The 26,749-nt window shown below is 66.1% G+C and carries 21 protein-coding genes; 7 read left to right on the top strand and 14 right to left on the bottom strand.

The window, feature by feature from the left end:
- Positions 1-130: 130 nt before the first annotated feature.
- Together ACCQ16_RS00885 and ACCQ16_RS00880 are read right to left on the bottom strand one after the other, a co-directional pair.
- Positions 131-1,048, bottom strand: coding sequence for an AEC family transporter (locus tag ACCQ16_RS00885; protein ID WP_008571532.1), 918 nt, complete (start codon positions 1,046-1,048; stop codon positions 131-133).
- Between the two features lie 837 nt (positions 1,049-1,885).
- A complete protein-coding gene (locus ACCQ16_RS00880) occupies positions 1,886-2,521 on the bottom strand; it encodes a hypothetical protein (protein ID WP_008571529.1) in 636 nt (211 codons plus the stop codon).
- 159 nt (positions 2,522-2,680) lie between these two features.
- Here ACCQ16_RS00880 and ACCQ16_RS00875 point away from each other — a divergent pair, with 159 nt between their 5' ends.
- On the top strand, positions 2,681-6,424 hold the full coding sequence (locus ACCQ16_RS00875; protein ID WP_208596907.1) for an indolepyruvate ferredoxin oxidoreductase family protein: 3,744 nt from the start codon (positions 2,681-2,683) through the stop codon (positions 6,422-6,424).
- Positions 6,425-6,521: 97 nt separating this feature from the next.
- On the opposite strand, the gene ACCQ16_RS00870 is transcribed toward ACCQ16_RS00875, so the two are convergent.
- From ACCQ16_RS00870 to egtB, 3 genes are read right to left on the bottom strand one after another with little or no spacing between them, the layout of a single operon-like run.
- Positions 6,522-6,791 (bottom strand): DUF3253 domain-containing protein, encoded by a 270-nt coding sequence (locus tag ACCQ16_RS00870; RefSeq protein ID WP_031420622.1) that lies wholly within the window; start codon positions 6,789-6,791, stop codon positions 6,522-6,524.
- Positions 6,792-6,806: 15 nt separating this feature from the next.
- A complete protein-coding gene (egtD, locus tag ACCQ16_RS00865) occupies positions 6,807-7,793 on the bottom strand; it encodes an L-histidine N(alpha)-methyltransferase (RefSeq protein WP_014088986.1) in 987 nt (328 codons plus the stop codon).
- The gene (gene egtB, locus ACCQ16_RS00860) at positions 7,790-9,073 is read right to left on the bottom strand and encodes an ergothioneine biosynthesis protein EgtB (RefSeq protein WP_109290536.1); all 1,284 of its coding nucleotides are present in this window, start codon (positions 9,071-9,073) and stop codon (positions 7,790-7,792) included. Before egtB ends, egtD begins: the two co-directional genes overlap by 4 nt.
- A gap of 71 nt (positions 9,074-9,144) precedes the next feature.
- On the opposite strand from egtB, the gene ACCQ16_RS00855 reads away from it, so the two are divergent.
- The gene (locus ACCQ16_RS00855; protein ID WP_277573063.1) at positions 9,145-10,326 is read left to right on the top strand and encodes an aminotransferase class V-fold PLP-dependent enzyme; all 1,182 of its coding nucleotides are present in this window, start codon (positions 9,145-9,147) and stop codon (positions 10,324-10,326) included.
- 191 nt (positions 10,327-10,517) lie between these two features.
- Here the strand turns inward: ACCQ16_RS00855 and ACCQ16_RS00850 are convergent, their stop codons facing one another.
- Genes ACCQ16_RS00850 through ACCQ16_RS00835 form a run of 4 tightly spaced genes read right to left on the bottom strand, consistent with a single transcriptional unit; the run spans position 10,518 to position 14,363 of the window.
- Positions 10,518-11,990, bottom strand: coding sequence for an ABC transporter permease/substrate-binding protein (locus tag ACCQ16_RS00850; RefSeq protein WP_277573064.1), 1,473 nt, complete (start codon positions 11,988-11,990; stop codon positions 10,518-10,520).
- Positions 11,987-12,724 (bottom strand): ATP-binding cassette domain-containing protein, encoded by a 738-nt coding sequence (locus ACCQ16_RS00845; protein WP_277573065.1) that lies wholly within the window; start codon positions 12,722-12,724, stop codon positions 11,987-11,989. The genes ACCQ16_RS00850 and ACCQ16_RS00845 overlap by 4 nt, the downstream gene beginning before the upstream one ends.
- Positions 12,725-12,772: 48 nt before the next feature.
- Entirely contained in the window at positions 12,773-13,168 is a 396-nt protein-coding gene (locus ACCQ16_RS00840) for an EF-hand domain-containing protein (RefSeq protein WP_011345899.1), read from the bottom strand.
- Positions 13,158-14,363: a DesA family fatty acid desaturase gene (locus ACCQ16_RS00835; protein WP_057681359.1), complete on the bottom strand. Its 1,206-nt coding sequence runs from the start codon at positions 14,361-14,363 to the stop codon at positions 13,158-13,160. The genes ACCQ16_RS00840 and ACCQ16_RS00835 overlap by 11 nt, the downstream gene beginning before the upstream one ends.
- Positions 14,364-14,510: 147 nt before the next feature.
- On the opposite strand from ACCQ16_RS00835, the gene ACCQ16_RS00830 reads away from it, so the two are divergent.
- Together ACCQ16_RS00830 and ACCQ16_RS00825 are read left to right on the top strand one after the other, a co-directional pair.
- Entirely contained in the window at positions 14,511-15,356 is an 846-nt protein-coding gene (locus ACCQ16_RS00830; protein WP_031420612.1) for an ABC transporter ATP-binding protein, read from the top strand.
- A gap of 197 nt (positions 15,357-15,553) precedes the next feature.
- A complete protein-coding gene (locus tag ACCQ16_RS00825; RefSeq protein WP_031420610.1) occupies positions 15,554-16,561 on the top strand; it encodes a TIGR00266 family protein in 1,008 nt (335 codons plus the stop codon).
- Between the two features lie 28 nt (positions 16,562-16,589).
- Here ACCQ16_RS00825 and ACCQ16_RS00820 read toward each other — a convergent pair whose 3' ends face one another.
- Positions 16,590-17,963 (bottom strand): amidohydrolase, encoded by a 1,374-nt coding sequence (locus tag ACCQ16_RS00820; RefSeq protein ID WP_277573066.1) that lies wholly within the window; start codon positions 17,961-17,963, stop codon positions 16,590-16,592.
- 174 nt (positions 17,964-18,137) lie between these two features.
- On the opposite strand from ACCQ16_RS00820, the gene ACCQ16_RS00815 reads away from it, so the two are divergent.
- The gene (locus ACCQ16_RS00815; RefSeq protein ID WP_218197025.1) at positions 18,138-19,181 is read left to right on the top strand and encodes a patatin-like phospholipase family protein; all 1,044 of its coding nucleotides are present in this window, start codon (positions 18,138-18,140) and stop codon (positions 19,179-19,181) included.
- 405 nt (positions 19,182-19,586) lie between these two features.
- Here ACCQ16_RS00815 and ACCQ16_RS00810 read toward each other — a convergent pair whose 3' ends face one another.
- Both ACCQ16_RS00810 and ACCQ16_RS00805 read right to left on the bottom strand, forming a co-directional pair.
- Positions 19,587-21,785 (bottom strand): TonB-dependent siderophore receptor, encoded by a 2,199-nt coding sequence (locus ACCQ16_RS00810; protein WP_008575025.1) that lies wholly within the window; start codon positions 21,783-21,785, stop codon positions 19,587-19,589.
- A gap of 292 nt (positions 21,786-22,077) precedes the next feature.
- A complete protein-coding gene (locus tag ACCQ16_RS00805; protein WP_029818208.1) occupies positions 22,078-22,560 on the bottom strand; it encodes an Lrp/AsnC family transcriptional regulator in 483 nt (160 codons plus the stop codon).
- 127 nt (positions 22,561-22,687) lie between these two features.
- On the opposite strand from ACCQ16_RS00805, the gene phhA reads away from it, so the two are divergent.
- Both phhA and ACCQ16_RS00795 read left to right on the top strand, forming a co-directional pair.
- Positions 22,688-23,578 (top strand): phenylalanine 4-monooxygenase, encoded by an 891-nt coding sequence (phhA, locus tag ACCQ16_RS00800; RefSeq protein ID WP_057681292.1) that lies wholly within the window; start codon positions 22,688-22,690, stop codon positions 23,576-23,578.
- Between the two features lie 137 nt (positions 23,579-23,715).
- Positions 23,716-24,360 (top strand): DMP19 family protein, encoded by a 645-nt coding sequence (locus ACCQ16_RS00795; protein ID WP_277573067.1) that lies wholly within the window; start codon positions 23,716-23,718, stop codon positions 24,358-24,360.
- A gap of 226 nt (positions 24,361-24,586) precedes the next feature.
- On the opposite strand, the gene ACCQ16_RS00790 is transcribed toward ACCQ16_RS00795, so the two are convergent.
- Positions 24,587-25,699 (bottom strand): GDSL-type esterase/lipase family protein, encoded by a 1,113-nt coding sequence (locus tag ACCQ16_RS00790; protein WP_011345892.1) that lies wholly within the window; start codon positions 25,697-25,699, stop codon positions 24,587-24,589.
- 222 nt (positions 25,700-25,921) lie between these two features.
- On the bottom strand, positions 25,922-26,584 hold the full coding sequence (locus ACCQ16_RS00785) for an RpiB/LacA/LacB family sugar-phosphate isomerase (RefSeq protein ID WP_008575029.1): 663 nt from the start codon (positions 26,582-26,584) through the stop codon (positions 25,922-25,924).
- Between the last annotated feature and the right edge of the window lie 165 nt (positions 26,585-26,749).

Here is a 26,749-nt window from a genome sequence, read left to right as displayed (position 1 = left end):
TATCGCTCAGCCGCGGCGTCGCAATGCAGCATGGCGCCGATGTTGCAGGTGTTGGCGTACCACAGCCCGAACAAGCGCAAGCGTGTGCCTGCGGCGCCAGCGCGCTCTGGCTGCTGCGAGCGTTACGGTTTCACGCCACCAGCCGCGCCAGCAGCCAGGCCCACGCAGGCAGCGTCAGCAACGACAGCAGGATGCTGTAGCCAACCATCGCTGCAGCCAGGCGCGGGGCCAGCCGGTGCGAAATGGCCAGCGCGGCGGCGGTGATCATGGTGGGCATGGCCGATTCGAGCACGTTGGTCTGCAGCATCTGCCCATGCAGGCCCAGCCCCCAGGACAACGGCAAGGCCAGGACCGGCATCAGCAGCAGCTTGAACACCAGGCCCACCGCCAAGGGCTTGAGTTCGTCGGCAGGCAGGCGCAGCTGCAGCGAAAAGCCCACCGACAGCATCACCAGCGGCAACATCGCATCGGCCAGGTTCTTCAGGCCCGAGCCAATCCAGGCCGGCGGTTGCTCGGGCATCAGGGTCAAGGCGAACAGCAGCGCCCACAACGGCGGGAACTGCAGCACGCGCATCGCGATCAGCCGTGCGGTCGGCGGGGTGTCGCCGCTGTACCGGGCCAGCACATACAGCCCGAACGTGGACAGCAACACGAAGGTGCCGAACTGGTCGTAGACCACTGCATACGGCAGCGCGTGATCGCCGATCAGCGCGCGCACCATCGGAAAGCCGATGAAGCTTGAATTGGTAAACACCACACACATCAGCAGCGCGGCGTATTCGGCGCGGCCCAAGCGCAACAGGCGGCTGCAACCCCACAGCAACGGCACGATGATGGCGGTCAGCAGCCATGGCGTGGCAATCACCCCACCGAGCGACGCATCCAGATGCAGGCGCGGGACATAGGTCAGCACCGACGCCGGCAGGCAGATGTACAGCACGATGCGGTTGAGCACATCGGCGCTGTTGTCCGGCAACACCCGCAGGCGGGCGAACAGCAGGCCCAGCCCCAACATGGCCAGAATCAAGGCAAATGCATCTACCGCCATGCGCGATCGTGTCCGTTGGAAAGCGATGCACAGGATCGCATAGCGCGCGGTGCGCGCATCGGTGGATGCGTGGGCCTGGCTGGGGTGCAAGGTGCACGCCACCCGAGCTCCGGTCACCGCGGAGCTGCCACGACCGCATCGTTTGCCTATGCGGAAGCCAGCGTATCGAACACGCGGCGCCCTCGCCGCTCCGGACAATGCGTTGGTCAAACACGTCCTTGCACCGTGTTCCGCGATGGTGGGCGGACCAGGCCGTGGAGCAAGCTTGCAGCGCCGAGTGCGCGACACGCCGTGAACCCGTCCGTGGAGGCTCGATGGCGGGATCCATGCCGCCAACGGTCCCGCAATCGGCAAGCACAGCGCATCAGACAGTTCGTTGGTGACTCGATTGAAGGAGCGAGGACGCCGCTCCAGCCAGGCGACCTGCTGCTGTCTTAGCTCTGCGCATCGACCATCAACTGGTCCTTGCCGGCCGGCCGGCCGGCGCGGAACCTTACGCGGCACGGCTGCCGCGCAAGCGCCTACAAAGACGTACTTGCAGCGTGTCCTGCGATGGTGGGCGGACAAGGACCCCGCAGCCACGCCACAGACCAACGCGTTGCTCTCCCGCATCGACCTCGCAACGTCGGCACGCCGAAGTTTTGAGCCGTGATTGCGATCAGGCGCAGACCTGCTCAGCCTTTCACCGAACTCGCGGAATCAACGTTAGACGTCTTCGTTTCAAGTAGGCGGCGTGCCGACGCGCCAGATGGCGCCTGGCGTATCGGCAAATGGCGGCAACCGGTCGATTCACTGCACAAGCCGCGCTGCAGGAACTCCCGCAGCGCGGCGAAGCGCTTACGGAAACGCTGGCGGGTTGGCCTGCCAGGCCGCAAAGACCTCGGCCAGGCTGGCGCGCTCTGCCTCGCGCCATTCCGGCAACAGGCTGGCGTAGTTGGCGGTACTGCTCCAACGGTCCGGCCAGGTGCGCACGGCTGCGGCATACCACTCGACCGCCTCCTGCTTGCGTCCGGCGCGCCAGAGCGCCAGTGCAGCCGTGGTCGGCAGCCATTCCGGCGTGGCCGGACGGCCATTGGCCAGGTTGGCCCATTGCTGCAGCGCCTTGTCGGGCTGGTCGGCACGCAGCAGGTCCCATCCATAGTTCCAGGTGATGGCCCGGTACTGCTGGCTGCCGTTGGAGACCAGCGCCAGCGCGCCCTGATACAACTCATCGCCCAACTGGGTGCGCCCACCGGCGTAGGCCAGCGCCGCCAACTGCGCGCGCGGGTCGGCCGCGCGGGCGTCACGTTGCACCATCGCCGCCAGCCGGTCGACGACTGCATCGCCCTGGCCCTGTACGGCCACCACGGCCTTGGTGGTACCGCGGTCTTCGTCGAAATAGAACTCCTTGGGCTTGGGCAAGCTCTGCGCCTGCGCCAACGACCACACCCCTCCGAGCAGGGCCAGAGCGGCCCACGCGTATTTCCTTTTCACTGTGTTTTCCCCTGACAGCAAACGACCCCTTCCCGTCCCCATCCTACCCGCAGCGCGTCGGCTGCGCATCCGCACAGGGACGGGCGCGGAAAAGCTGACTGTTACACTTTGCACCGCCGTTTTGGAATCCGTCGGGTGCGTCAGATAGTTTCAAATGACATGCACCGGGGCCCAGCCACCCTTTCCGGGCACGCCATGACCAGTACCGCTGCGCTTTCTTCTCCCGACTCTGCCAACACGCCGGAGCTCGGCCGGGTGGATGCGGACTACACGCTGGACCACAAGTACACGCGCACCGATGGGCGCATCTACCTGTCCGGTGTGCAGGCGCTGGTGCGGCTGCCGCTGCTGCAGCGCCTGCGCGATGACGCCGCCGGGCTGGAGACCGCCGGCTTCATCAGCGGCTACCGCGGCAGCCCGCTGGGCGGGCTGGACCTGGAACTGTGGCGGGCGCGCAAACACCTGGACGCGGCCAAGGTCACCTTCACTCCAGGTCTGAACGAGGACCTTGCCGCCACCATGGTGTGGGGCACCCAGCAAACCAACCTGTTCCCCGGCGCGAACGTGCAGGGCGTCTACGGCATGTGGTACGGCAAAGGGCCGGGCGTGGACCGCAGCGGCGACGTCTTCAAGCACGGCAATGCCGCCGGCACCTCGCCGTTTGGCGGCGTGCTGGCGCTGGCCGCCGACGACCATGCCTGCCGCAGCTCGACCCTGCCGCACGGGTCCGAAGACGAATTCGTCAGCGCGATGATGCCCATCCTCAATCCGGCCGGAGTACAGGACATCCTGGACATGGGCCTGCTCGGCTGGGCGATGAGCCGCTACACCGGGCGCTGGATCGGCTTCAAGACGATTGCCGAAACGGTGGAATCGTCCGCCTCGGTGGACGTGGACCCGTTCGCGCGCACCATCGTGCTGCCGGAGGATTTCGCACTGCCGCCGGGCGGCTTGAGCATCCGCTGGCCAGACCCGCCGGTGGACCAGGAGATGCGCCTGCACCGGTATGCGATCGCCGCCGCGCAAGCCTTTGCGCGCGCAAACCACATCGACAAGGTGGTGCTGGATTCACCAAATGCGCGACTGGGCATCGTCACCACCGGCAAGAGCTACCTGGACGTGCTGCAGGCGCTGGAATACCTGGGCCTGGACGCGCAGGCCTGCGCGCAGATCGGCATCCGCGTCTACAAGGTCGGCATGACCTGGCCGCTGGAGCCGGTAGGGATCAGCGCGTTTGCGCAGGGGCTTGAAGACATCGTGGTGGTGGAAGAGAAAAAGGCCTTCATCGAGCGCCAGATGAAGGAACTGTTCTACAACTGGCCGGCCAGCGCCGGCGCGCGGCCGAGCATTGTCGGCAAGTACGATGAGCAGGGCGCGTGGATCCTGCCGTCCACCGGCGAACTGACGCCGGCCACCATCGCGGCGGTGATCGGCAGGCGCATCCTGCGCCTGCTGCAATCGAGCACGATCAATACCGATTCGATCCAGCAGCGGCTGCGCTGGATGGACGCCAAGGAAGCGGAAATGGCTTTGCCGCGCGCGCAATTCCCGCGCGTGCCGCATTACTGCTCCGGCTGCCCGCACAACACCTCCACCGCCGTGCCGGAAGGCTCGCGCGCGCTGGGCGGTATCGGTTGCCACTACATGGTGACCTGGATGAACCGAGCCACCGACACCTTCACCCACATGGGCGGCGAAGGTGTCACGTGGTCCGGGCAGGCGCCGTTTACCGACACCCCGCACGTGTTCCAGAACCTGGGCGATGGCACGTATTTCCACAGCGGCTCGCTGGCGATCCGGCAGTCGGTCGCCACCGGCGTCAACATTACCTACAAGATTCTCTACAACGATGCGGTGGCGATGACCGGCGGGCAGCCGGTGGACGGCACGCTCACCGTGCCGGACATCGCCCACCAGCTGCGCGCCGAAGGCATCCATGAGATTGCGGTGGTCAGCGACGACATCGGCAAGTGGACGCGGCGGCGCGAGCTGTTTCCGCCTGAGGTCGCGTTTCACGATCGTGGCGAACTGGATGCCGTGCAGCAGCATCTGCGCACCGTCAAGGGCGTGTCGATCCTGATCTTCGACCAGACCTGCGCCACCGAGAAACGCCGCCGTCGCAAGCGCGGCAAGCTGGTCGATCCGCCAAAGCGGGTGATGATCAATTCGCTGGTGTGCGAAGGCTGCGGCGATTGCGGCGAGAAAAGCTTTTGCGTGTCGGTGTTGCCGAAGGAAACCGAATTCGGGCGCAAGCGCCAGATCGACCAGTCCAACTGCAACAAGGATTATTCGTGCGTCGCGGGCTTTTGCCCGAGCTTTGTCACCGTGCATGGCGGTGCCCCGCGCAAGGGCAAGCGGCGCGACGCCAGCACGCTGCTGGACACGCTTCCCTCACCGCCCAAGCGCACCGCGCTGGAACGGCCCTGGAACATCCTGATCACCGGCGTCGGCGGCACCGGCGTGGTGACCATCGGCGCGCTGCTCGGCATGGCCGGGCACCTGGAAGGCAAGGGCGCCACGGTGCTGGACCAGACCGGCCTGGCACAGAAAGGCGGCGCGGTGACCACGCATATCCGCATCGCACGCCAGCCCGCCGACATCCACGCCGTGCGCATCGCCGCCGGCGAAGCAGACCTGGTGCTGGGCTGCGACATGGTGGTGGTCAACGATTATTGGGCGCTCTCCAAGGTGCGCGATGGCCGCACCCAGGTGGTGCTCAACACCTACGAAGCAATGCCGGGCACGTTCACCACGCAACCGGACCTGCAGTTTCCCGCTGCCGAGATCATCGCCGGTGTGCGCACTGCGCTCGGTGGCCAGGAGCCGTTGTTGCTGGATGCCACGCAGCTGGCAACGGCGTTGCTGGGCGACGCCATCGCCAGCAATCTGTTCGTGCTTGGCTACGCGTGGCAGCACGGGTTGGTGCCGCTATCGCATGCGGCGCTGATGCGCGCGATCGAACTCAATGGTGCAGCCGTTGCGATGAATCAGCAGGCGTTCGCCTGGGGGCGCCTGGCGGCGATCGATCTGCCGGCGGTGCAACGCGCTGCGGGTCTGGCCGGTGCCGACGCGCCTGCACATCTGCATGGCGATACACCGCATGCACGCGGACCAGGCAGCTGGGAAGAGCACGATCTCAGCGGCCAGAGCGCACCGCGTGCGCTGGCACAGACCGACGGCAGCACGTTGCATGGCGAGGTCGCTGCACCGGCCGCGCCGCTCGACGACGAGCAGTTGGCGCATTCGCTGGACGAGGCCATCGCGCGTCGCGTCGCGTTCCTGACCGACTACCAGGATGCGGCCTACGCGCAGCGTTATCGCAGTCTGGTCGAGCGCGTACGCACGCACGAGCTGCAGCGCGTGCCCGGCAGCAGCGCACTGACCGAGGCGGTGGCCCGGTACGCCTTCAAGCTGATGGCCTACAAGGACGAATACGAGGTGGCGCGGCTGTATACGCGTGGCGATTTCCAGCGCCGGTTGCAACAACAGTTCGAGGGCGACTACACGCTGCGCTTCCATCTGGCGCCGCCGTTGCTGGCAAAGAAAGACGCACACGGCAACCTGATCAAACGCGAGTACGGGCCGTGGATGTTCACCGCCTTCAAGCTGCTGGCGCGGTTGAAGTTCCTGCGTGGCGGCAAGTTCGACGTCTTCGGCTACAGCGAAGAACGGCGTGGCGAGCGTCGGCTGATTGCCGATTACAGCGCAACCGTGGACATGCTGCTGGAACGGCTGGATGCCGATAACGTGGGCTTGGCCGCGCAGATCGCCAGCATTCCGGAACACATTCGCGGCTATGGCCACGTCAAGCATGCGCATCTGCAGGAAGCCAGGGCGCGCGAAGCCGCGCTGCTGGCGCAGTGGCGTAATCCCAAGGCGTTGCACGTGGTGCAGGCGGCCTGATGTCACCGAACGATTACATCCTTGTGATGTAGTCGCTCGGCGACATTCGGTTTAATCCCGCTACATACGGCAGCTGGCGCATCCACTCAATGGGGCTTCAGTCGAAATGCGGCCCACGCATCAGTCGAATCGGTCCGCGTGCGGTGGCAGGGTCCACAGTTCGACCCTGCTGGGTGATCCGTACCAGGCCTCTGCCTGCGGCAGCTGCGGCCACCGCACGCACCTGGGGCATCAGGCTTCGCCACACCGCCGCATCATCGCTCAAGGCACGCGCGACTTCCGAGGGACAGATCGATTGCTCGGGCCGACGTTGCGCAAGCAGGTGCCGGATCAACGCGGCCACCTGCGCATCATCGGGCGACTGCACGCCCGCCCCGCGGGATCACAATGGGCGCAGCAGGCGCAGGCCGAACCAATCCTTGGCATCGTTCCAGCCGTGGGTGACCTTGAGCCCGGCTGCGGCAGCCAGTTCGGCAAAGCGCGCGTCGGTGTATTTGCAGCTGTATTCGACCTGCATCGCTTCGCCTTCGGCAAACGCGATGTCCTTGCCGCCAACCTGCACGCGCTGCGCGCGTTGGCTGATCAGGAAGGTTTCGATGCGGCCGCGCTCACGGACATACACCGCGTGGTGACGGAAACCGTCCAGATCGAAATCGCTCCCGATCTCGCGATTGAGCCGCGCCAGCAGGTTCAAGGTGAACTCGGCGGTGATACCGGCTGCGTCGTTGTAGGCCGCTTCGATCAGCCCGGCGTCCTTGTCCAGATCGATGCCGATCAGGGCGCAACCGTCGCTGCCCATGGTCTGGCGCATCGCGTCCAGCAGTTCGATCGCCGCCGCATCGGCGAAATTGCCGAGCGTGGAGCCGGGGAAGAACACCACGTGCCGCCGCGCCGGGCGCTGCGCATCGGGCAGGCGCAGCGGCTTGGTGAAGTCGGTGCACACCGGCAACATCTGGATCTGCGGAAATTGCTGGGCCAGCCGCGCAGTGCTTTCCAGCAGCGCGGTGCGCGAGATTTCCAGCGGCGTGTAGGCCACCACATCGCGCAGGCCCTGCAGCAGCAATTCGGTCTTGCGGCCGCTGCCGCTGCCGTATTCGACCACATGCACGCCGGCGCCGATCGCCTGTGCGATCGAGCCCATGCTGGCTTCTAGCAAACCCAGCTCGGTCCTGGTGAGGTAATACTCCGGCTGCTGCGTAATGGCTTCGAACAGTTGCGAGCCGCGCGCATCGTAGAAATATTTCGACGGCAGCGTCTTGGGCGTTTGCGACAACCCCGCCAGTGCATCGGCGGTGATGTCGTCCGGCTGCGGGCGCAGGTCGGTCAGCGCGGCGTGCGCGCGTTGCAGGGCATGGGCGGCGGCGTTCAAGGCAGATCCTTGGCAAGGCGCACGCCGGCAAACTGCCAACGCGCATCGGAGGGGAAAAAGTTGCGGTAACTGGCACGCAGATGGCTGGCCGGGCTGGCGCAACTGCCACCACGCAAGACCCATTGCGCATTCATGAATTTGCCGTTGTATTCGCCCAGCGACCCGGGCCACGGGGTAAAGCCTGGATACGGCAGGTACGCACTACCGGTCCACTCCCAGACATCGCCGAACAGCTGCTGGATACCGGTGTCCACTGCTTCGGCGCCACGCGGATGCAACGCATCGGTGTCGACGAAATTGCCCTGTACCGGCACGCCGGTCGCGGCCTGCTCCCACTCGGCTTCGGTGGGAAGGCGCGCACCGGCCCAGCGCGCGAACGCATCGGCTTCGAACAGGCTCAGATGACAGACCGGCGCGTGTGGATCGCGCGTGCGCCAGCCGTCCAGCGTGAACTCGCGGCCATCGGCATCCCAATACAAGGGATGTTGCCAACCCTGCGCCTGCACCATCGCCCAGCCATCGCTGAGCCAGGCACCGGCACTGCGGTAGCCGCCGTCATCGATGAATTGCTGGAACTCGGCGTTGGTGACCACACGGCTGGCCAGCGCATGCGCACCGACCAGCACGCGATGGCGTGGCGATTCGTTGTCGTAGGCGAAGCTGTCGGCCTGTGGCCATGCAGCGGCGCCGATCTGGACGATCTGCTCGTCGCGCGCATGCCAGCGCAGCGGGCTGGCAACGGCCGCAGGCGGTGTGGGCAGGTCACGGTAGGCCGGCTGCAACGGGTTGCTCCACAGCGCATGCTTGATATCGGTCAGCAGCAACTCCTGGTGTTGCTGCTCGTGCTGGATGCCGAGCTGCACGACGGTGCAAGCCTGGGCATCGAGCAGGCCCTCGCGCAAGCGCTGCTGCATCTGCCTATCGACCGCAGCACGGTAGTCGCGTACCTGCTGCAACGAGGGGCGCGAAAGCACGCCGCGGCGGGCCCGCGCATGCATCGGCCCCACGCTCTGGTAGTAGCTGTTGAACAGGAAATCCCAGGCCGGGTCGAACACGCGGTACGCCGGATCGGCCTGCAGCACGAAGCGTTCGAAAAACCAGGTGGTGTGGGCCAGATGCCATTTGCTCGGGCTCGCGTCCGGCATGCTCTGCACCATCGCGTCTTCGGCGCTCAAGGGTGCGGCGAGACGGTCGCTCAGCGCGCGGGTCTGCGCGTAGCGTTCCAGCAGCGTCAACTGCTGTTGCTGGAGGTGGCCCAGCAGAGGTGAGAGTGCAGACATCGCCCTATGCTTGGGGAGCGCCCGTGAACGTGCCGTGTGGGCAGCGTGGCAGCCAGCGGTAAGCTGTGGGCATGTCATCGCCATCTCTGTCCAGTACGCTTGCTGGGCCCCTCGCGTGGGCCCAGCGTCAGCAGGCGTTCGCGCTGCCTTCCGGGGTCATCCATCTGGATGCGGCGTCGCGTGGTCCGTTGTTGCGCGCCATGCAGACCGTTGCGCACCAGGCGGTCGATGCAATGGCCACACCATGGCGGTTGCCGTTCGATACCTGGTTACAGCAGATCGAGCAGGTGCGCGGACTTGCGGCCGCGCTATTGGACGGCGATGCCGATGCGGTGGCCATGGTGCCCTCGGCCGCGCACGGCCTGGCCACGGCCGCGCGCAATCTGCCTGTGCAAGCCGGCGACGCAGTGCTGGTGCTGGAAGGGCAATTTCCGTCCAATCTGTTGATCTGGCAGCGCCGCTGCGCAGAGACCGGCGCGCATCTGGTGGCGGTGCCCGCCACCGCTGGCGGCAGCTTGACCGATGCAGTGCTGCAGACCATTGCCGACACGCCTGCGCTGCGGATTGCCAGCTTGCCGCATGCGTACTGGCTGGACGGGCGAATGCTGGATCTGGACCGCATCAGTGCCGCCGTGCAGGCACGCGGCGCTGCCCTGGTGCTGGACCTGAGCCAGAGCCTGGGGGTGTTGCCACCGGATCTGCCGCGCTGGCAACCGGATTTCGTGGTCAGCGTCGGGCACAAATGGTTGCTCGGGCCGATGGGATTGGCGTGGCTGTGGGTCGCGCCGCAGTGGCGCACGGACGGGCTGCCGATCGAAGAACACTGGATCGGCCGCGATGCGGGCAGCAGTTGGGAATTTCCGGTGGCCAGCGCGCCGCGGTATCGCAGCGGTGCACGCCGATTCGATGCGGGCGGGGTTGCCGACCCGTTGCGGGTCGCAATGGCCACGGTGGCCCTGCAACAACTCACCGCGTGGCAGCCGGCGCGCATCGCAGCGGCGTTGGGCGAGTTGACTGCGCATTGGGACGCCGCCCTGCAGGCGCGCGGCGTGGGCAGCTGGTGCACGCCCGGACATGCGCCGCATCTCACCGCACTGCAGCCGCCGGCAGCGGCATTGGATGCGGTGGCAACGGCGCTCGGCGCGAGTGGCGTGATCTGCACGCGTCGGCATGGACGTCTGCGCATCGCGCCACATTTGAGCGTGACCGACCACGCGTTGTCACAGGTCATTGCAGCGCTGCCGGATGGGTGAGGCGGTGCGCAGGCATCGCGGGCCAGGCATCTGCAGCGGTACTGGTTGCAATACATGTACGCAGGCCAACGCGTCGTCAGGCAGCACCGGCAAGGCTCCATCGCAGGCCAGCGCGCTCTACGAACGACAATTGGCGCAAGGATCAGCGGCAGCGAAGCGGCGCGCTCGGTTTTCAGCGATTGAACGCCGCGTCACTGCCGCTGGCTGATCCGCAACCCACGCGGCGTTACCCATCGCTCGGCGCCTTCGAACACCGCCTGCACCAGCAGCGCAAGTACGGCAGCGGGAATGGCACCTTCCAAAATCAGGCCGATATCGTCCAGGCGGATGCCGGTGAGAATCGGTTGGCCATAGCCGCCCGCACCGATCAGCGCACCCAGCGTGGCGGTGCCCACATTGATCACCGCCGCGGTCTGGATGCCGGCCACGATCGTGCGGCGGGCCAGCGGCAGTTCCACCCGCCACAGACGTGTCCACGCGGGCAATCCGATGGCGTGCGCAGTCTGGCGCAGTTCGCGTGGGATCGAGGTCAGCCCGGCGTGGGTGTTGCGCACGATCGGCAGCAGGCTATACAAGAACAGCGCGGCAATCGCCGGCTTGGCGCCGATGCCGAACAGCGGAATCATGAAGACGAATACCGCCAACGACGGCAGCGTCTGCAGCACACCGGTCAACGACAACACCACCTGCCCCAGACGTGGACGCCGCGCCGCCAGCACGCCCAACGGCAGCGCAAGCAGCAACGCCAGACCCAAGGAAATACCCACCAACGCCAGATGCTCGCGCGTATGCCGCAGCAGCCGCGTCAAACGCGAGTCCGTTTCAGAGGCCGGCGTGACGCCCAGCCAACGCGCGGCAACCGCCGCTTCGGACTGCCGCTCCAGTTTGACCTGTGCATTGAGCCGTTGCATGGTCGCTTCATCGATGCGTCCTTGCAGCCCCCGCAAGGCCTGAAGCATCGCCGGCGAGCGGTGCGCCAGGTCCTTGCGATACACAAAAATCGCCTGGTAGTCCGGGAAATAATGGCGGTCGTCGCGCAGCACCTGCAGCTGGTAATACGGAATTTCTGCATCGGTGCTGTACAGATCGGTGACCTCGATGGCGCCGCTCTGCAACGCGCGATAGGCCAGGTCGTGATCCAGCCCGGTCGCGGCCTGCGGCAGCGCGTACGCCGCGCGCACGCCCGGCCAGCCATCGGCGCGCTGCATGAACTCATTGCTCAGACCGATCTTGAGGGTGGGATGTCGTGCAAGATCCGACAACGCGGCGATGCCCAATGCCTGCGCACGTTCGCGCTTCATACCGAGGGCATAGGTGTTCTGAAAACCCAGCGAATCGGTCATCGCCAGCCCGCGTGCGTCGAGTGCGGCACGCAGCTCGGCCTGGCTGGCGTTGGGCAGTTGCAGCAGCTCCTGTGCCAGCGTGCCGGTGTATTCGGCATACGCGTCTATCTGCCCGGTCTCCAGCGCCCGCCACAGGATGCGCGTGCCACCGAGTTGTGCGCGGTGCTGCACGTCTACACCATCACGTTTGCCGGCGGCGGTGGCGATTTCGCCAAGAATCACCGCTTCGGTGAAGTTCTTCGACCCAATGGTGACCTGCGCGGCCTGCGCGCTAACACTGCAGATCAGCCACACTACGGCGATGAGCGCACGCGCCATCATGCGGCATCGCCAATGCTGCGCTGGGCGGTGAGAAAGCGCTGCACGAACGCATCGGCCGGCTGCTCCAGCAGATCGCGCGCACGGCCTTGCTGCACGATGCGGCCGGCGCGCATCAGCACCAGGTTGTCGGCCAGATAGGCGGCTTCGGCCACGTCATGCGTCACCAGCACCACGGTCTTGCCCAGCTGCGCGAACAGTTCGCGCATCTGCGCCTGCAGGTCGTAGCGCACGATGGGATCGAGCGCGCCGAGTGGTTCGTCCAGCAACAAGGCCGGCGGGTCCAGCATCAGTGCACGAATCAGCCCCACGCGCTGGCGTTGACCACCGGAGAGTTCGGCCGGGTAGCGCGCCAGCAACTGCGTTGGCAATTGGCACAGGGCGCACAAGACATCCAGACGCGCCTCGATGCGTTCCCGCGTCCAGCCCAGCGTCTGTGCCAGCAAGGTCACGTTGCTGCGTGCATCCAGATGCGGAAACAAGCCGCCTTCCTGGATGACGTAGCCGATGCGTTGCCGTTGCGCGTGCAGGTTGGCGCGCTGCAACGGGGTGCCGTCGAAAGCGACCGTGCCGCTGTCCGGCCACTCCAGCCCGACCAGCATGCGCAGCACGGTGGATTTGCCGGCGCCGCTCGGGCCGATCAATGCGGTCGTGATGCCGCTGGCAAACGTCAGCGAGACAGCATCGAGTGCGATGGCCTGGCCGTAGCGGCGGCTGACCCGGTCGAGAGTGAACATGCGGCCGAGCTTGCCGAACGCAGCGTCAGCCACGCGCGAAGGTGCGCATCAGCGGGGCGGCGCCAGCAGTTCGCGTGCACTCAGGTAGCCGTCGCCATCGGCATCCTGCCGCGCGAAGCGCGCGATCAAGGTGGCACGATGCGCCGCACGGGTGATCGGCTTGCCGCGACGGCCCGGCAGTTCATCGCCTTGCAGCACGCCATCGTGATCGGTATCGCGTTGATCGAAGGCGTAGCTCATCCAGGCCAGATATTCGTCCAGGCTCACCCGCCCATCGCCATCGGTATCCATGCGCTGCAGATATTGCTGGCTGTCCTGGACCTGGGCCTGCGCGGCAATCGCCGGCACACAGGCACACCACACGACCAGCAAGGCACGCACGATCACGCCACGCGCCCGGTGTACACGCACCACAGCGCGCCTGCCGCCCGGGTTACGCACCACTCAGCGCATACCCCTTGAGCCGCGCCGCATACGCCTGCAACGCGGCATTGCCGCTGGCCTCGGCCTCATGGCACCACTGCTGCAATTGCCGGAGCCGTTCGGACGCATCGTGGCTGCGCGCTTCCAGTACCGCGGTCAGCCGCGCACGGTACTCGACCAGCGTGCGCATGCGCGGACGCTGCGCCACCCATGCCTGCAACTGTGCACGCGCGTCCGGCTTGAGCCAGCGCCCGTCGTCGACCAGGCCCTTGCGCAGGCGACGCGGCAGCAACTCGCGCAGCTTGGCGCCGGTGACGGCCGCCTCTTCGCGCAACGCCGGCTTGAGCACATTGCGCTGGTAGTCGGTCATGGCCTGGAACCGGTGCGAGAGCAGCGCCTTGAGCGTGTCGGCATCGGGCACGGCGATATTGGGGCGGATATCCAGCGACGGCGCCACCCGCAACACCTTGGCAAGGCCCAGTGCCTGCAAGCCGCGAATGGCGACCCAACCGATATCCAGCTCCCAACGCCGCATCGAAAACCGCGCCGAGCTCGGGAAGGCATGATGGTTGTTATGCAATTCTTCGCCACCGATCCACAGCGCCCAGGGCGTGAGGTTGGTGGAGGTGTCGGCCGATTCGAAATTGCGATAGCCCCACCAGTGGCCCAGGCCGTTGACCACACCGGCGGCCCAGAACGGAATCCACGCCATCTGGATTGCCCACAACGCAATTCCCGGCAATCCGAACAACACCGAGTTGATCACCAGCAACGCCATCGGGCCGGCGTTGGCATGCGGCGTGTACAGATGCCGTTCGATCCAGTCGCTGGGCGCGCCCTTGCCGTATTGCTCGATGTCGGCACGCTCGGCACGCGCCTGCCGATACAGCTCCACACCGCGCCAGAACACCTGGCCGATGCCCTTGGTCTGCGGGCTGTGCGGGTCTTCCTCGGTCTCGACCTTGGCGTGATGCTTGCGATGGATCGCCACCCATTCGCGGGTGATCATCGAGGTGGTCAACCAGGTCCAGAAGCGGAAGAAATGCGCGATGGCCGGATGGAAATCCACACCGCGATGCGCCTGGCTGCGATGCAGGTACAAGGTCACTGCAAAGATGGTGAGCTGGGTGAAGACCAGCAGCACCGCCAGCATGCCCCACGCGCCCAGCCCTGCCACGCCGGAAGTCAGAACGTCGATGATCGGATCGGACAACATCGGCATCTCCACAGCAGCGCTCTCCATTTGATGCAGACATGATGGGGGCGATCGCGGCAAACTTCACCCTTCGGATGCGTAGGGTTGCACCTACATTTCTAAAGCGGTTCAGACCCCCCTTCCCCACTTCCGTCTGCTGTCACCCGTATGACTGTTGCCACCGAACATGCTGCCGATTCCACTGTCGTTACTAACGCCGCCCAGCTGATCGAACTCGACCAGGCCAGCGTGATGCGCGGCCAGGTCCGGGTCCTGCATGCGCTGAGCCTGCGCATCGCGCTGGGGCAGCACACCGCGATCCTGGGGCCCAATGGCTGCGGCAAATCGTCCTTCATCAAATTGATCACGCGCGAGTTGTACCCGCTGGCGCGCGCCGACGGCCAGCCCGCAGTGAAGGTGATGGGACAAACGCGCTGGCAGGTGGATCGCCTGCGCTCGCAATTGGGCATCGTCACCGGCGATCTGAGCGTCAATCTGGCCGACATGCCCGGGCTGGATGTGGAAAGCGCGGTGCTCTCCGGATTCTTCGCCAGCTACGTGGTGCCGCCGCATCGCGAGATCAGCGACGACATGCGTGCACGCGCGCGCGAAGCGCTGGCGCTGGCGCGCGCATTGCCGCTGGTGGACCGGCAATTTGCGCAATTGTCGGCCGGCGAAACGCGCCGTGTGCTGATTGCGCGTGCGCTGGTCAATCGCCCGCAGGCGTTGCTGCTGGACGAGCCGTCCACCGGGCTGGATCTGGTGGCACGCCAGCACCTGCTCGAGACGATGCGGCACCTCGCCCGGCAAGGCATCACGCTGGTGCTGGTGACCCATCACATCGAAGAAATCGTGCCGGAGATCGAACGGGTGATCCTGCTGCGCGCCGGCAAGGTGGTGGCCGACGGCACGCGTGAGGCGCTGCTCACCGATGCCAGCCTGTCGGCCGTGTTCGATGGCCCGGTGCGGGTGCAGCGCGATGGCGCGCGCTGTTGGGCAACGGTGGGCGAGTAAGGGCCACCCATCCCGCAGCTCGCGCAGGCCGTGTCCTTGCACGAGCTGCCGGCGATGCTCCGCATCGCGATGGCGAAGCGCTCCGGACGGGCGCACAACCGCGTCACAACCACGCTCTGCAGACATGACCTTGGACACGGGACGCCGCCGCGGCGCTTGCGCTTAGACTCGCCGCACACACAGACAGGAGTCGTCCGATGGCCCAGTGGTATTTCCATAACCCCGGACAGGCCGACCGTATCGGCCCCCTCGACGATGCCAGCGCTCGCGCGCATGCGCAGCGCCAACCCGATGCGCTGGCCTGGCGCGACGGGCTCGATGGCTGGACGCCGGCCCGTCAGCTGGCCGAGCTGCAGGGGGGCGGTAGCGTGCCGCCGCCGTTGACCGGCATGAGCGGGCGCGCAGATGAGATCGACTACCGCATCGTCGGCAACGACATGCAGTTCGTCGAAGTCGAGCTGGACCCCGGCGAAAGCGCCATCGCCGAGGCCGGTGCGCTGATGTACAAGGACGCGGCGGTGCAGATGGACACCGTGTTCGGCGACGGCTCGCATGCCGGTCAAAGTGGCGGCGGGCTGATGGGCAAGCTGCTGTCGGCCGGCAAACGCGTGGTCACCGGCGAAAGCATGTTCACCACCGTGTTCACCCACGCCGGCAGCGGAAAGGCCAAGGTCGCTTTCGCCGCGCCCTACCCGGGCACGGTGCTGGCGCTGCGCCTGTCCGAGCATGGCGGCCAGCTGATCTGCCAGAAGGACAGCTTCTTGGCCGGCGCGCGCGGGGTGTCGCTGGGCATCGCCTTCCAGCGCAAGATCCTCACCGGCCTGTTCGGCGGCGAGGGCTTCATCATGCAGAAGCTCGAAGGCGACGGCTGGGTGTTCGTACATGCCGGCGGCACGGTCGTCGAACGCGAGCTAGGCCCGGGCGAGCGTATCGACGTGGACACCGGCTGCGTGGTGGCCTACCACGCCGGCGTGGACATGGACGTGCGCCGCGTTGCGGGCCTGAAGAGCATGTTCTTCGGCGGCGAAGGCGTGTTCCTGGCCACCCTCACCGGCCCGGGCAAGGTCTGGCTGCAATCGCTGCCGTTCTCGCGCATGGCCGGCCGCATGCTGCAGGCCGCCCCGCAAGCCGGCGGCCAACAGCGCGGCGAAGGCTCGGTGCTGGGCGGCCTGGGGCGGTTGCTGGATGGCGATAACCGCTTCTGACCTACATCCCGGCGCGGCCGCGCCCATCTCAGGAGGGCGGCGGCATCACGTTCATCACCGCCAGTGTCATCGCTTCCACGCCGGTCCGGATGCTTGGCTGCGGCACCGGCGCGAAGTCCGGCGAATGGTTCACCGGAATGCGCTCGCCCGTTTGCCGGGCCTGCTGCAGCCACTGTGGATCGAGTCCACCGATGCCGAAGTAGAACGACGGCACGCCGGCAGCGACGAAGGCCGAATAGTCTTCGCTGGCGGCACTCGGTTCGCGCTGGCGCTCGGCATCGACCCCGAACGCCTGCGCGAAAACCGCCCCGGTACGCTCGGCCAGCGCTGCATCGTTGATCACCGCCCTGGACCCGCGCTCGCCCAGGGCGATCTGCGGTACCGGCGCGCCGGCCATCTGCGCACTGGCCAGCGCGGTACGTCGCACGCCGTCGAGCAGCTTGTCGCGCACCTGAGGGTCGTGGCTGCGTATGGTGCCGCGCAGCTGCGCGCGGTCGGGGATGACGTTGCCGGCCGTGCCGGCGTTGAACGCTCCAATGCTGACCACGCCAAACGCAGCCGGGTCTTTTTCGCGACTGATCACGCTCTGCACATCGACAACGAAGCGTGCCGCGATCAGGATCGGATCGATCGTCGCGGCGGGCATCGCACCGTGCCCGCCCTTGCCTTGGAACACCACCTCCAGCGCATCGGAGTTGGAGGTCACCGCCCCGGCCTTGTAGAACACATGGCCGTAGGCATCCGGGCCGACATGCAGGGCAAAGCCGTAGTCCGGCTTGCCGAACCGGGCGAACAGGCCATCGTCAAGCATCGCCTGCGCACCGCGACCCTTTTCCTCCGCTGGTTGGGCGATGAACATCAGCGTGCCGCGCCATTGGGCGCGCAGCTGCACCAAGGTTGCGGCCGTGCCGACCCAGGCCGCCATGTGAATGTCGTGACCGCAGGTATGCGCCACATAGGTATCGCGGTCACTGGACTGCAGATGGACGTCGCTGGCGTACGCCAGCCCCGTGGTTTCCCGCATCGGCAACGCATCCAGTTCAGTGCGCACCATGATCGTGGGGCCGGGGCCATTGTGATACATCGCCACCAGCCCGGTCCGGCCAATGCCCGCGCTGACCTGAAATCCCAGCGCGCGCATTTCCTCGGCCAGCCGTTGCGCAGTCGCAGTTTCCTCGAAGCCCAGTTCGGGGTGCTGGTGCACGGTCCGGTATAGCGCCTCCCAACGTGGATAGTCCCGATCCAGAATGCCATCGACCTGCCGCTTGACCGCTACCGCGTCCAGCGCATGACAGGGCGATGCGGCTAGCAGCAGTGACAGTGCCAGTCCACCCAGCGGACACCGCGCAGACGCGTGATCGAAGATGCTGCTGCTGCAGACTGTGCGTTTGGCCGAGTCCATGCCCTACGGTACCAACGCAAGGACGCCCGATACCATCAGGGCAGGCGAGGTGTGCGCGCAGCGCGCAATATCTGCGCATGACGCCCTGCCGCCCGCCGCCAATGCAGACCGGCGGCCAGGGCTGCGGCGTGTATGCTGCGCCGCTGTCCACATCGCGCCCTGTGCACGCTCGCCATGACCGCCTTTCCTAGCAAGTGCCTCCTGTTGTCCCTGTCCCTGTCACTGGCCGGGCTGCTCAGCGCCTGCGGGGGCGAGCCACGCCCGGCGACACCGGCGCCGGTGGTGCAGGCACCATCGGCCGCAGCCCCCAAGCCCATCAAGATCGGCGTCGCGCTCGGTGGTGGTGCGGCCAAGGGCTTTGCGCATATCGGGGTGATCAAGATGCTCGAGGCCAACGGCTTCGCACCGGTGGTGGTGTCTGGCACCAGCGCCGGCAGCGTGGTGGGCGCGTTGTATGCCAGCGGCATGGATGCGTTCCAAATGCAGGAAAAGGCCGTCGCGCTCGACCAGACCAGCATCCGCGATGTGCGGCTGTTTTCCGGTGGGCTGGTGCAGGGCCAGAAACTGCAGGACTACGTCAACGAACAGCTCGGCGGCAAGCCGATCGAAAAACTGCGCAAGCCGTTCGCGGCGGTCGCCACGCGGCTGGAAGATGGCGAGCGTACCGTGTTCGTGCGCGGTAATGCCGGCCAGGCGGTACGCGCGTCCAGCAGCATTCCGGGTGTGTTCGAGCCGGTGACCATCGGTCAATATCACTTCGTCGATGGCGGCGTGGTCAGCCCGGTGCCGGTGGATGCGGCGCGCCAGTTGGGTGCCGAATTCGTGGTGGCGGTGGATATTTCCAGCAAGGCCAGCGGCAAGAATCCGGGGGACCTGCTGGGCACGGTGAACCAGTCGATCTCGATCATGGGCCAGCGCCTGGGCGAGGCCGAACTCAAACGTGCCGACGTGGTCATTCGCCCGAAGGTCAACGAGATCGGCTCGGCCGATTTCAACCAGCGTGCTGCGGCGATCCTCGAAGGCGAGCGCGCCGCAATGGCGGTGATGCCGCAGATTCGCGCCAAGATCGCGCAACTGCAGGCCGCGCGCAGCAGCGCAGTCCGGACCGCCGCCGACCAGGCCAAAGCGGCCAAGCAACAGGCGTACGAGCGCTGCCTGGAACAACGCTCGCGTTGGGAAAAACTGCGTGGCAAGGACCAGGCCTGCGTGGCACCGTGATGCGGCTGCGGTGCGAGGCGATCCGCAGTTGATGCCGGTGCCGCGCGAGCTCATGCGGAACTGAGCGGGCGTGGGCGCCTGGTTCGAGACGCGCGCATTTAGACCAGATGCGTGGGGCGACTGCGTTATTGATGCCTTGTGCTGATGTCCTGAGGGTGGCCGGACAAGGTCGCGGCCTGAGCCGCTTCGACGACGGCGTGGCGGTTCTTTCGGGTGCGCTGAGACGTGTCGGATGGGCGCGCGGCCGGGGCCGCTCCGACCGGGGCGGGGGTCTTTGGGTGTATCGGCGACGTCGGCACGGCCGGCACCGCGCTTGTAGGAGCGGCCCTGGCCGCGAGGCCTTATCGGTAGCAACGCCTGGACTTGATGGGCAATGTCTCAAGCCCAGACGTCATCGGCAATATCTCAATACCGCCAACGCAGCGACACGCTGACAAAGCGCGGTTCGCCGTAGTTCTGATAATCCAGATTCGCCCAATAGGTCTTGTCGAACGCATTGCGCACCGCCAGCGTGGCGGTCCATTGGTCGCTGATGCGGTAGTTGGCGTTGAAATGCACCAGCGCGTACGGGTTCTGCACCACGGTGACCGGGGTGGTGGCGCCAGTGCCGTCGCCGGTGGGGCGCGCGATATTGAAGCCGCGCACCGCGCTCTGCCAGCTCACGCCGCCGCCGATGCTCAAGCGGTCCCACGTCCCCGGCAGGCGCCACTGGGTGGAGAGCTGCAGATAATCTTCGGGCAGGTTGGCGTAGATCGCATCGGTCGGCGCGCGCGTCACCTTGACGTGGGTATAGCCGGCGTTGATGGTCCAGCCGGGCAGCACTTCGCCATTGAAGTCCACTTCCCAACCGCGGCTCTTGGTGCCGTCCACGCCGATGTACGCAGAGCTGCCATCCGGCAGCGAGGCTTCCGGCTGGGTCATGTCGCGCACCGCGTAGTTGTCCTGCTTGGCCTCGAACACGGCAGCAGTGGCCATCGCATGACCATCGAACAACTGCGCCTTGATGCCGGCTTCCAGGTTGGAGCCTTCCACCGGTGCGAGCAGGTTGTTGTCCTTGTCACGGTAGTTCTGCGGATTGAAGATTTCGGTGTAGCTGGCGTACACCGACACATCCGGCACGATGTCGTAGACCAGACCCACGTACGGGGTGACTTCGTCGCTGACGTCATAACGGCCGCTGGTGCCGGTGTAGCTGCCGCTGGCATTGAACGCCTGGGTGCGGGTCTCCCACGAACTCAGTCGCGCGCCGGCAATCAACGACAGCGGGTCGGCCAGCCGCAAGCGCGTGGAGGCATACACGCCGCGCTGGGTGGTGCGTGCCTGGCGACGCGCACCGGTGCGCGTATAGGTCACTTCCGAAGCGTCGCCATTCCAATGGCGGATGTTGGGAATGAAATAGCAACGTTCGCTGCCGCAGGTGGCCCAGTCGTCGGGATAGGTCTGCGCCAGGGTATAGGTGGTCGATTGCAGGTCCTGCCAGCTGCCGCCGATCACCACATCGTGCTGGCGGCCGAACAGGGCGAATCCGCCGGACAGATACACGTCCACGCTATCGCGCGTGTCCTGCGTTTCGCCAGCGTTGGCGCGCAGAAACACGCCGCTGCCATCGGCGGCCGGGTAACCGGTGCCGTAGACGCGCAGGCTCTGCACGGCGCCCTTGGTGTGGGCGGCGTTGACGCGCAGCAACCAGTCCTGCCCGAAGCGTTGTTCCAGGTTGGCAAACGCGGTGCTGGTTTCGCGCTGCCAGCGGGTCCATTCCGGCGCCATGTTGGTCGAGCGCGACAGGTTGGCGAAGGAGCCGTCGGCCGCGAAGAACGGCACCGTGCCCCAGGTCGAGCCGACCGGGGTGTTGTCCTGGCGCTGATAGCCGACGGTGAGCGTGGTGCTGTCGGTCAGATCGCCTTCCAGCACTGCCATGCCCGACATCTTGTTGTCGTGGTACCGGTCGTAGTAGTAATCGCGGTCTTGCCAGGCCGCGACCACGCGGCTGCGCCAGCGCCCGTCTTCGGTCAGCGGCGCATTGACGTCGGCCTGCATGCGGCGGAAATCCCAGGTGCCGGCACTGACTGCAAACGAGGCATCGAAGTCCTTGCCCGGGCGCTTGCGCAGCAGGTTGACCGTGGCCGAGGGAATGCCGGCGCCGGTGAGCAGGCCGTTGGCGCCGCGGATCACCTCGATGCGGTCGTAGAAGACTGTGTCGTATTCCTGGTTGGTCGCACCGCTGTAGGTGGGCAGGCCATCGACCTGGAAGTCGGTGATCTGGAAACCGCGCGCGAAATACAGCGGGCGCTGGGTGTCGTAGAACGACACGTTGACGCCGGTGACGTTGCGCATCACATCGTCGATGCTGAACAGCGATTGCTCTTCCAGCCGCTGCAGCCCGATCACGCTCACCGACTGCGGCGTTTCCTGCAGGGTCAGCGGCAGGCGTGTGGTGGTGGCCGGCTGCGCGCGGCTCACCGTGCCGTTGACGCTGACCTGGTCGAGCGTCGTGGCGTTGGTCGCGTCGGCGGATTCGGCGGCATGGGCGGCGGGAGCCAAGGTCGACAGCGCGCACAGCAGCGCGGCAGGCAACAAGCCAAGGGGAGCGATGGCAGCAGACATGGGGCGTTCTCGTCGATCGCTGCGGACGCAGCGCGTCACGCAACAGGGAAAGGCACAGGCACACGCAGGCGTCCACTCGAACCGGCTGGCTGACCCTGCGTGGGCTGGCGATGCGACACGAACGACATGGCCGGACGCGGCCAGGATGTGAGGTAAATGTAAATCGTTATCGTTTATGTGGCAAGCAGCACGTTTCTTGCGTCCGCCTGGAAACCGGCGCAACGCCGGTGCGTCTTGCCGGCTGCGGCATGCGAGCGCGCCCTACCCTACCGGCACGCGGCTGGTTTGCACCTCAGGCCAGATGCGACAGCGGCAGACCTTCCGGCGCCTTCACCGTGCGCAGCACGAAGCTGGAATTCACATCCGACACGCCGGTGGCATTGAGCAGGCGATCGAGCAGAAACCGCGAGAAGTGTTCCAGGTCGCGGACCTGTACCTGCAGCAGGTAATCCATGTCGCCGGTCAGCGCCCAACACGCCACCACCTCGTCCCAGCCGCGCACGCCCTCGGCGAAATGCTCGATGTCGGCCTGCCCGTGCTGCTCCAGCTGCACGCGCACGAACGCCTGCAAGCCCAGCCCCAGCGCGCGCGCGTCCAGGCGCGCGCCATAGCCGGCGATGATGCCGGCCGCCTCCAGTCGCTGGGTGCGGCGCAGGCACGCCGACGCCGACAGATTGACCTGCACGGCCAGCTCCGCATTACTGCTGCGCCCCTGCGTCTGCAGCAGGGCGAGCAGGCGCACATCGGTGCGGTCCAGGGCGATGGGTTGATCCATATGTTGCGCAGCAGCAGACGATGACGCACGAATCTTGCGCCCATCCGCTTGCGTCGCGCAAGATTCGCAATCCCGTTGCGCGCACATCCGGCTAAGGTGACGGCTGATCACCGGGAAGAGCCGCTGCATGAATACCGCCCCGCAACGCGTCGAAAACCAGCTCACCGACAAAGGCTATGTGCCGGTCTACACCACCGCGGTGGTGGAGCAGCCGTGGGACAGCTACAGCGCCGACGACCACGCCACCTGGGGCACCTTGTATCGGCGCCAGCGCGAGCTGCTGGTGGGCCGCGCCTGCGACGAGTTCCTGCAGGCGCAGGACGCGATGGGCATGGGCGAAACGCACATCCCGCGCTTCGATGCGCTCAATCGCGTGCTGCAGGCGGCCACCGGCTGGACCCTGGTCGGCGTGCAGGGCCTGCTGCCGGAACTGGACTTTTTCGATCATCTGGCCAACAAACGCTTTCCGGTGACGTGGTGGATCCGCCGGCCCGATCAGATCGATTACATCGCCGAACCCGATCTGTTCCATGACCTGTTCGGCCACGTGCCGTTGTTGATGAACCCGCTGTTTGCCGACTTCATGCAGGCCTATGGCCGCGGCGGGGTCAAGGCGCACGGCATCGGCCCGGACGCGCTGCAGAACCTCACCCGGCTGTACTGGTACACGGTGGAATTCGGTCTGATCGACACGCCACAGGGCCTGCGCATCTACGGTGCCGGCATCGTGTCGTCCAAGGGCGAATCGCTGTATTCGCTGGACTCGCCCGCACCCAACCGCATCGGGTTCGACCTGCAGCGCATCATGCGCACGCGCTACCGCATCGACAGCTTCCAGAAGACCTATTTCGTCATCGACAGCTTTGCGCAGCTGATGGAGGCCACCGCGCCGGACTTCACCCCGATCTATGCCGAGCTTGCCCAGCAACCGCAGGTGCCGGCGGGTGATGTGCTGCCGGGCGATCGGGTGATCCAACGCGGCAGCGGTGAGGGTTGGAGCCGCGACGGCGACGTGTGAGGTCGCTGCCGAGGTCACGCCGACCAACCGCTGCGCGGCGGTGCGGCGCGGTCACGATGCCGCGATGTGACCTGCATCGACTCGACACCACCGCCGACGCGCACTAAGGTCAAACCTCCCTACATCGCCTTCGCTCAATGGACCTGACGCATCTGCGCATCCGGCGCTTGGAGCTGGACGACACCCGCCTGCTGTTCACCCTGGCCAACGGCATCCGCATCGACGAGCCCATCCAGGCGCATCGGCTCCTGCTCAAGGCATCGCCGCCGCAACGCGCGCAATGGCAGATCACCGAGGACGGCTTCGGGGTGAACTGGCCCGCGGTGGCGCCTCCCACCGCGGAGGGCCTGCTCAACATGCCCGAGTTGCTGTGGCGCCGCCGCGCTGCCCGCGCCCAGGTCAAGCTCGCCCAGTTGCGCGGGCGCATGGATGCGCTGTCGCCGGGCGAACGCGAACTGATCGCGCTGGCGCGGCTGGATGCGGACATGAACGAGAGCGGCTACGCCCGCTATTTCGACCGCTGGGATGCGGCGACCCGCAGCGATGCGTTGCGGGGTCTGGCCGCCATGGGCGCGGCGCAAGCGCGTCAAGCCATCGAGGGCCTGGGCGCGGTGTTCGAGCGCCTGGAAGAAGATCCGAATCTGCTCAGCATCGAAGACATTCTCGATGCCATGAGCGACACCGACCGCCAACGTGTGGACGGGTGGGAAGAGGTCTACTACCGCCGCTCGGCCGAACTGGCGCGCCTGGGGCTGACGCACTACGGGGTGGATAAGGCCTGACGGTGCTGGAAAGCTTGCATCGCTGGATGTCGGCCGCGACCACCCCTGACATGGTTTGTGCGCCGGCGTGATCGGCTGTCTGCCGTCGCTGGCTCCTGCCGCTGATCCACTGCAGCCATCTGCACGTGGAAGCAAGCGACTCGCACGCTGGCCGTGCCTGATGACAACTCAGCCCATTTGAAAAACGCGGAGCTTCGTTGCAGCTGCGCTGTCTGGGGCGCGAGGGCTACTTGGATGCGGTGTACGCCAGCAACAGCACCAGCGGTTCTTCGCCGGTTTGCTGCAAGGCGTGCGTGCTGCCCGGTCGCGTCAACAACGCATCGCCAGCGGCGACATCGTATTGCTTTCCGTCCAGCGCATATAAACCGCGCCCACTGACGATGTAATAAATCTCGTCCTTGTCGTGCAGATGCAGGCCGATGCCGGCGCCCTTGTGCAGCACGCGTTTGCGCAGCACGAATTTCAGCGCCGGTGCATCTGCGAAGAACGGATACGCCGTGGTCGGGCCGGCGCCGCCATGCGGGCCGGGCTGTTCGCGGGCGAGATCGCGCTCGTGCACCACCAGCGAGGGATGCGCCTGCGCGGCGCGTTGCGCGCTGGTGTTGGGCGCTGCGCCGCAATCGGCATCGCGGCGCAGTTGCGGTTTAAGCGCTGGTTGCAGCTGCACCCAACCGTGCACCACCAGGCAGGCGATGGCGGTCGCGCCGGCGCGGCTGAAGTGGGTACCGTCGGCCTTGCCCTGTTCGGGCACGAACAGGAAATACGGTTTGGCCGCCTGCTCGCCGAGTGCGCGAATCCAGTCGCTGGAACTGGCGTTGAGATCGATCAAGCCAACGTGTTCCTGCGCGGCGAGTTGCTGCATCGCCAAGGTGTAGCGACCGTGGGTGTCGAGCAACGCGCCGAAGTCGTACAACAGCCGGGCGGCCGGCGTAATCAGGATGGGCGTCGCGCCTTTGTCGCGCGCAGTGGCGACATAGCGGCGCAGGAACTGCACGTAGTCGGTCGTGGGATCGGTGTAGCGCGTGGGGTCTTCGCGTTTGGCATCGTTATGGCCGAACTGGATCAGCAAGACATCGCCGCGCTGCAGTTCTTTTGCGATGGCATCCAGCCGCCCTTCGGCGATGAAACTGCGCGTGCTGCGGCCGCCCTTGGCGTGATTGCGCACCTGCCATTGCGCCGGGTCGAACCAGTCCTGCAGCAGCTGGCCCCAACCGGCTTGCGGCGCGCGCTCGGCGCCGTATTGGGCAGCAGTGGAATCGCCAGCGATAAAAATGCGCTGTGGTGCGGCGTGGGCGATGCATGCAAAGAGCAGCAGCAATGCGAACAGCAGCAGACGCATGATGGGCTCCGGGAACAATGCTAAGGACGCGACGCTGTTTCCTTCTCCCATCGGGAGAAGGTGCCCGAAGGGCGGATGAGGATGCGGCGGCAAGGAAATGCAGGACGGCCGTCCTGTCTTCTCAAGCCCTTCAAGCCTCCCCCGTTCAAGCCAGCTGTCTTCCGCCTTATCCTCACCCCAACCCCTCTCCCGGCGGGAGAGGGGCTAAAACGCACCGACTAATTACGCAGCTGCTGCAGCAGCTTCGGTCTTGCCCAGCAGGCCGGCAACGAAGTTGCGGATTTCAGCATCCTGGGCGTTGTCGAAGAAGCACTGCTGGAAGCGCTCGCCGCCGATGGCCTGCTTGATCAGTTCCGGGTCGATGGCGCGCAGGCCGTCCAGGTACGACTTGGCGGTGGCCTGCTTGAGCTGGGTCAGGATGCCGGCGTTGGCCTGCTGCGATTCGCGACGCTCGGCCGGGTAACCCATGCCACGCTCGCCGCTGAAGGCCTTTTCGAAGATGTAGCGCACGTTGATTTCCGCGCCCCAGCCGTAGCCCTTGGCAAACGCCAGCGACAGCGCGTTGCCGTTGTTGACCTGGGCAAACAGGTAGGCGTCGGTCGGCTCGATGCAGTAGCCGCAGAACACGCCCGGATGCGCGTTGAGCGACATCATCGCGCCCTGGCCGGTGCCGCAACCGGCAACCACGAAGTCCACCGCCTTGGAGTTCAGCAGCAGGCTGGCGACGATGCCCAGGTGGATGTAGGTCAGGCGGTGGTCGTTGTCGCCGTCCATGCCGACGTTGAACACGCTGTGGCCCTGCTCGCTAGCGACCTCGTTGAGCTGCTGCAGGATCACCGGGTTCTTGGCGGCCTGGCTAAACTCATTCATGAGTGCGATTTTCATGGGGATGCTCCGATTGGTTTGGGGAAGTTGTGTCGACTGTGGAGTCGGTTGGTGTGCGCGCCTGGGTGCGGTCTTGATTCGCTTTCAGGTGCGTTGTCGGTGAGCGATCAGGTTCTGAAGAACGTGTCGGAGCTGCGGGACGCGTCTGGTCATGTGCGTGCACCC

Origin of the sequence: Xanthomonas sp. NCPPB 1062, assembly GCF_041481705.2 — a bacterium.
Lineage (GTDB): Bacteria > Pseudomonadota > Gammaproteobacteria > Xanthomonadales > Xanthomonadaceae > Xanthomonas > Xanthomonas euvesicatoria.
This window is presented reverse-complemented; position numbering and strand designations above follow the sequence as displayed.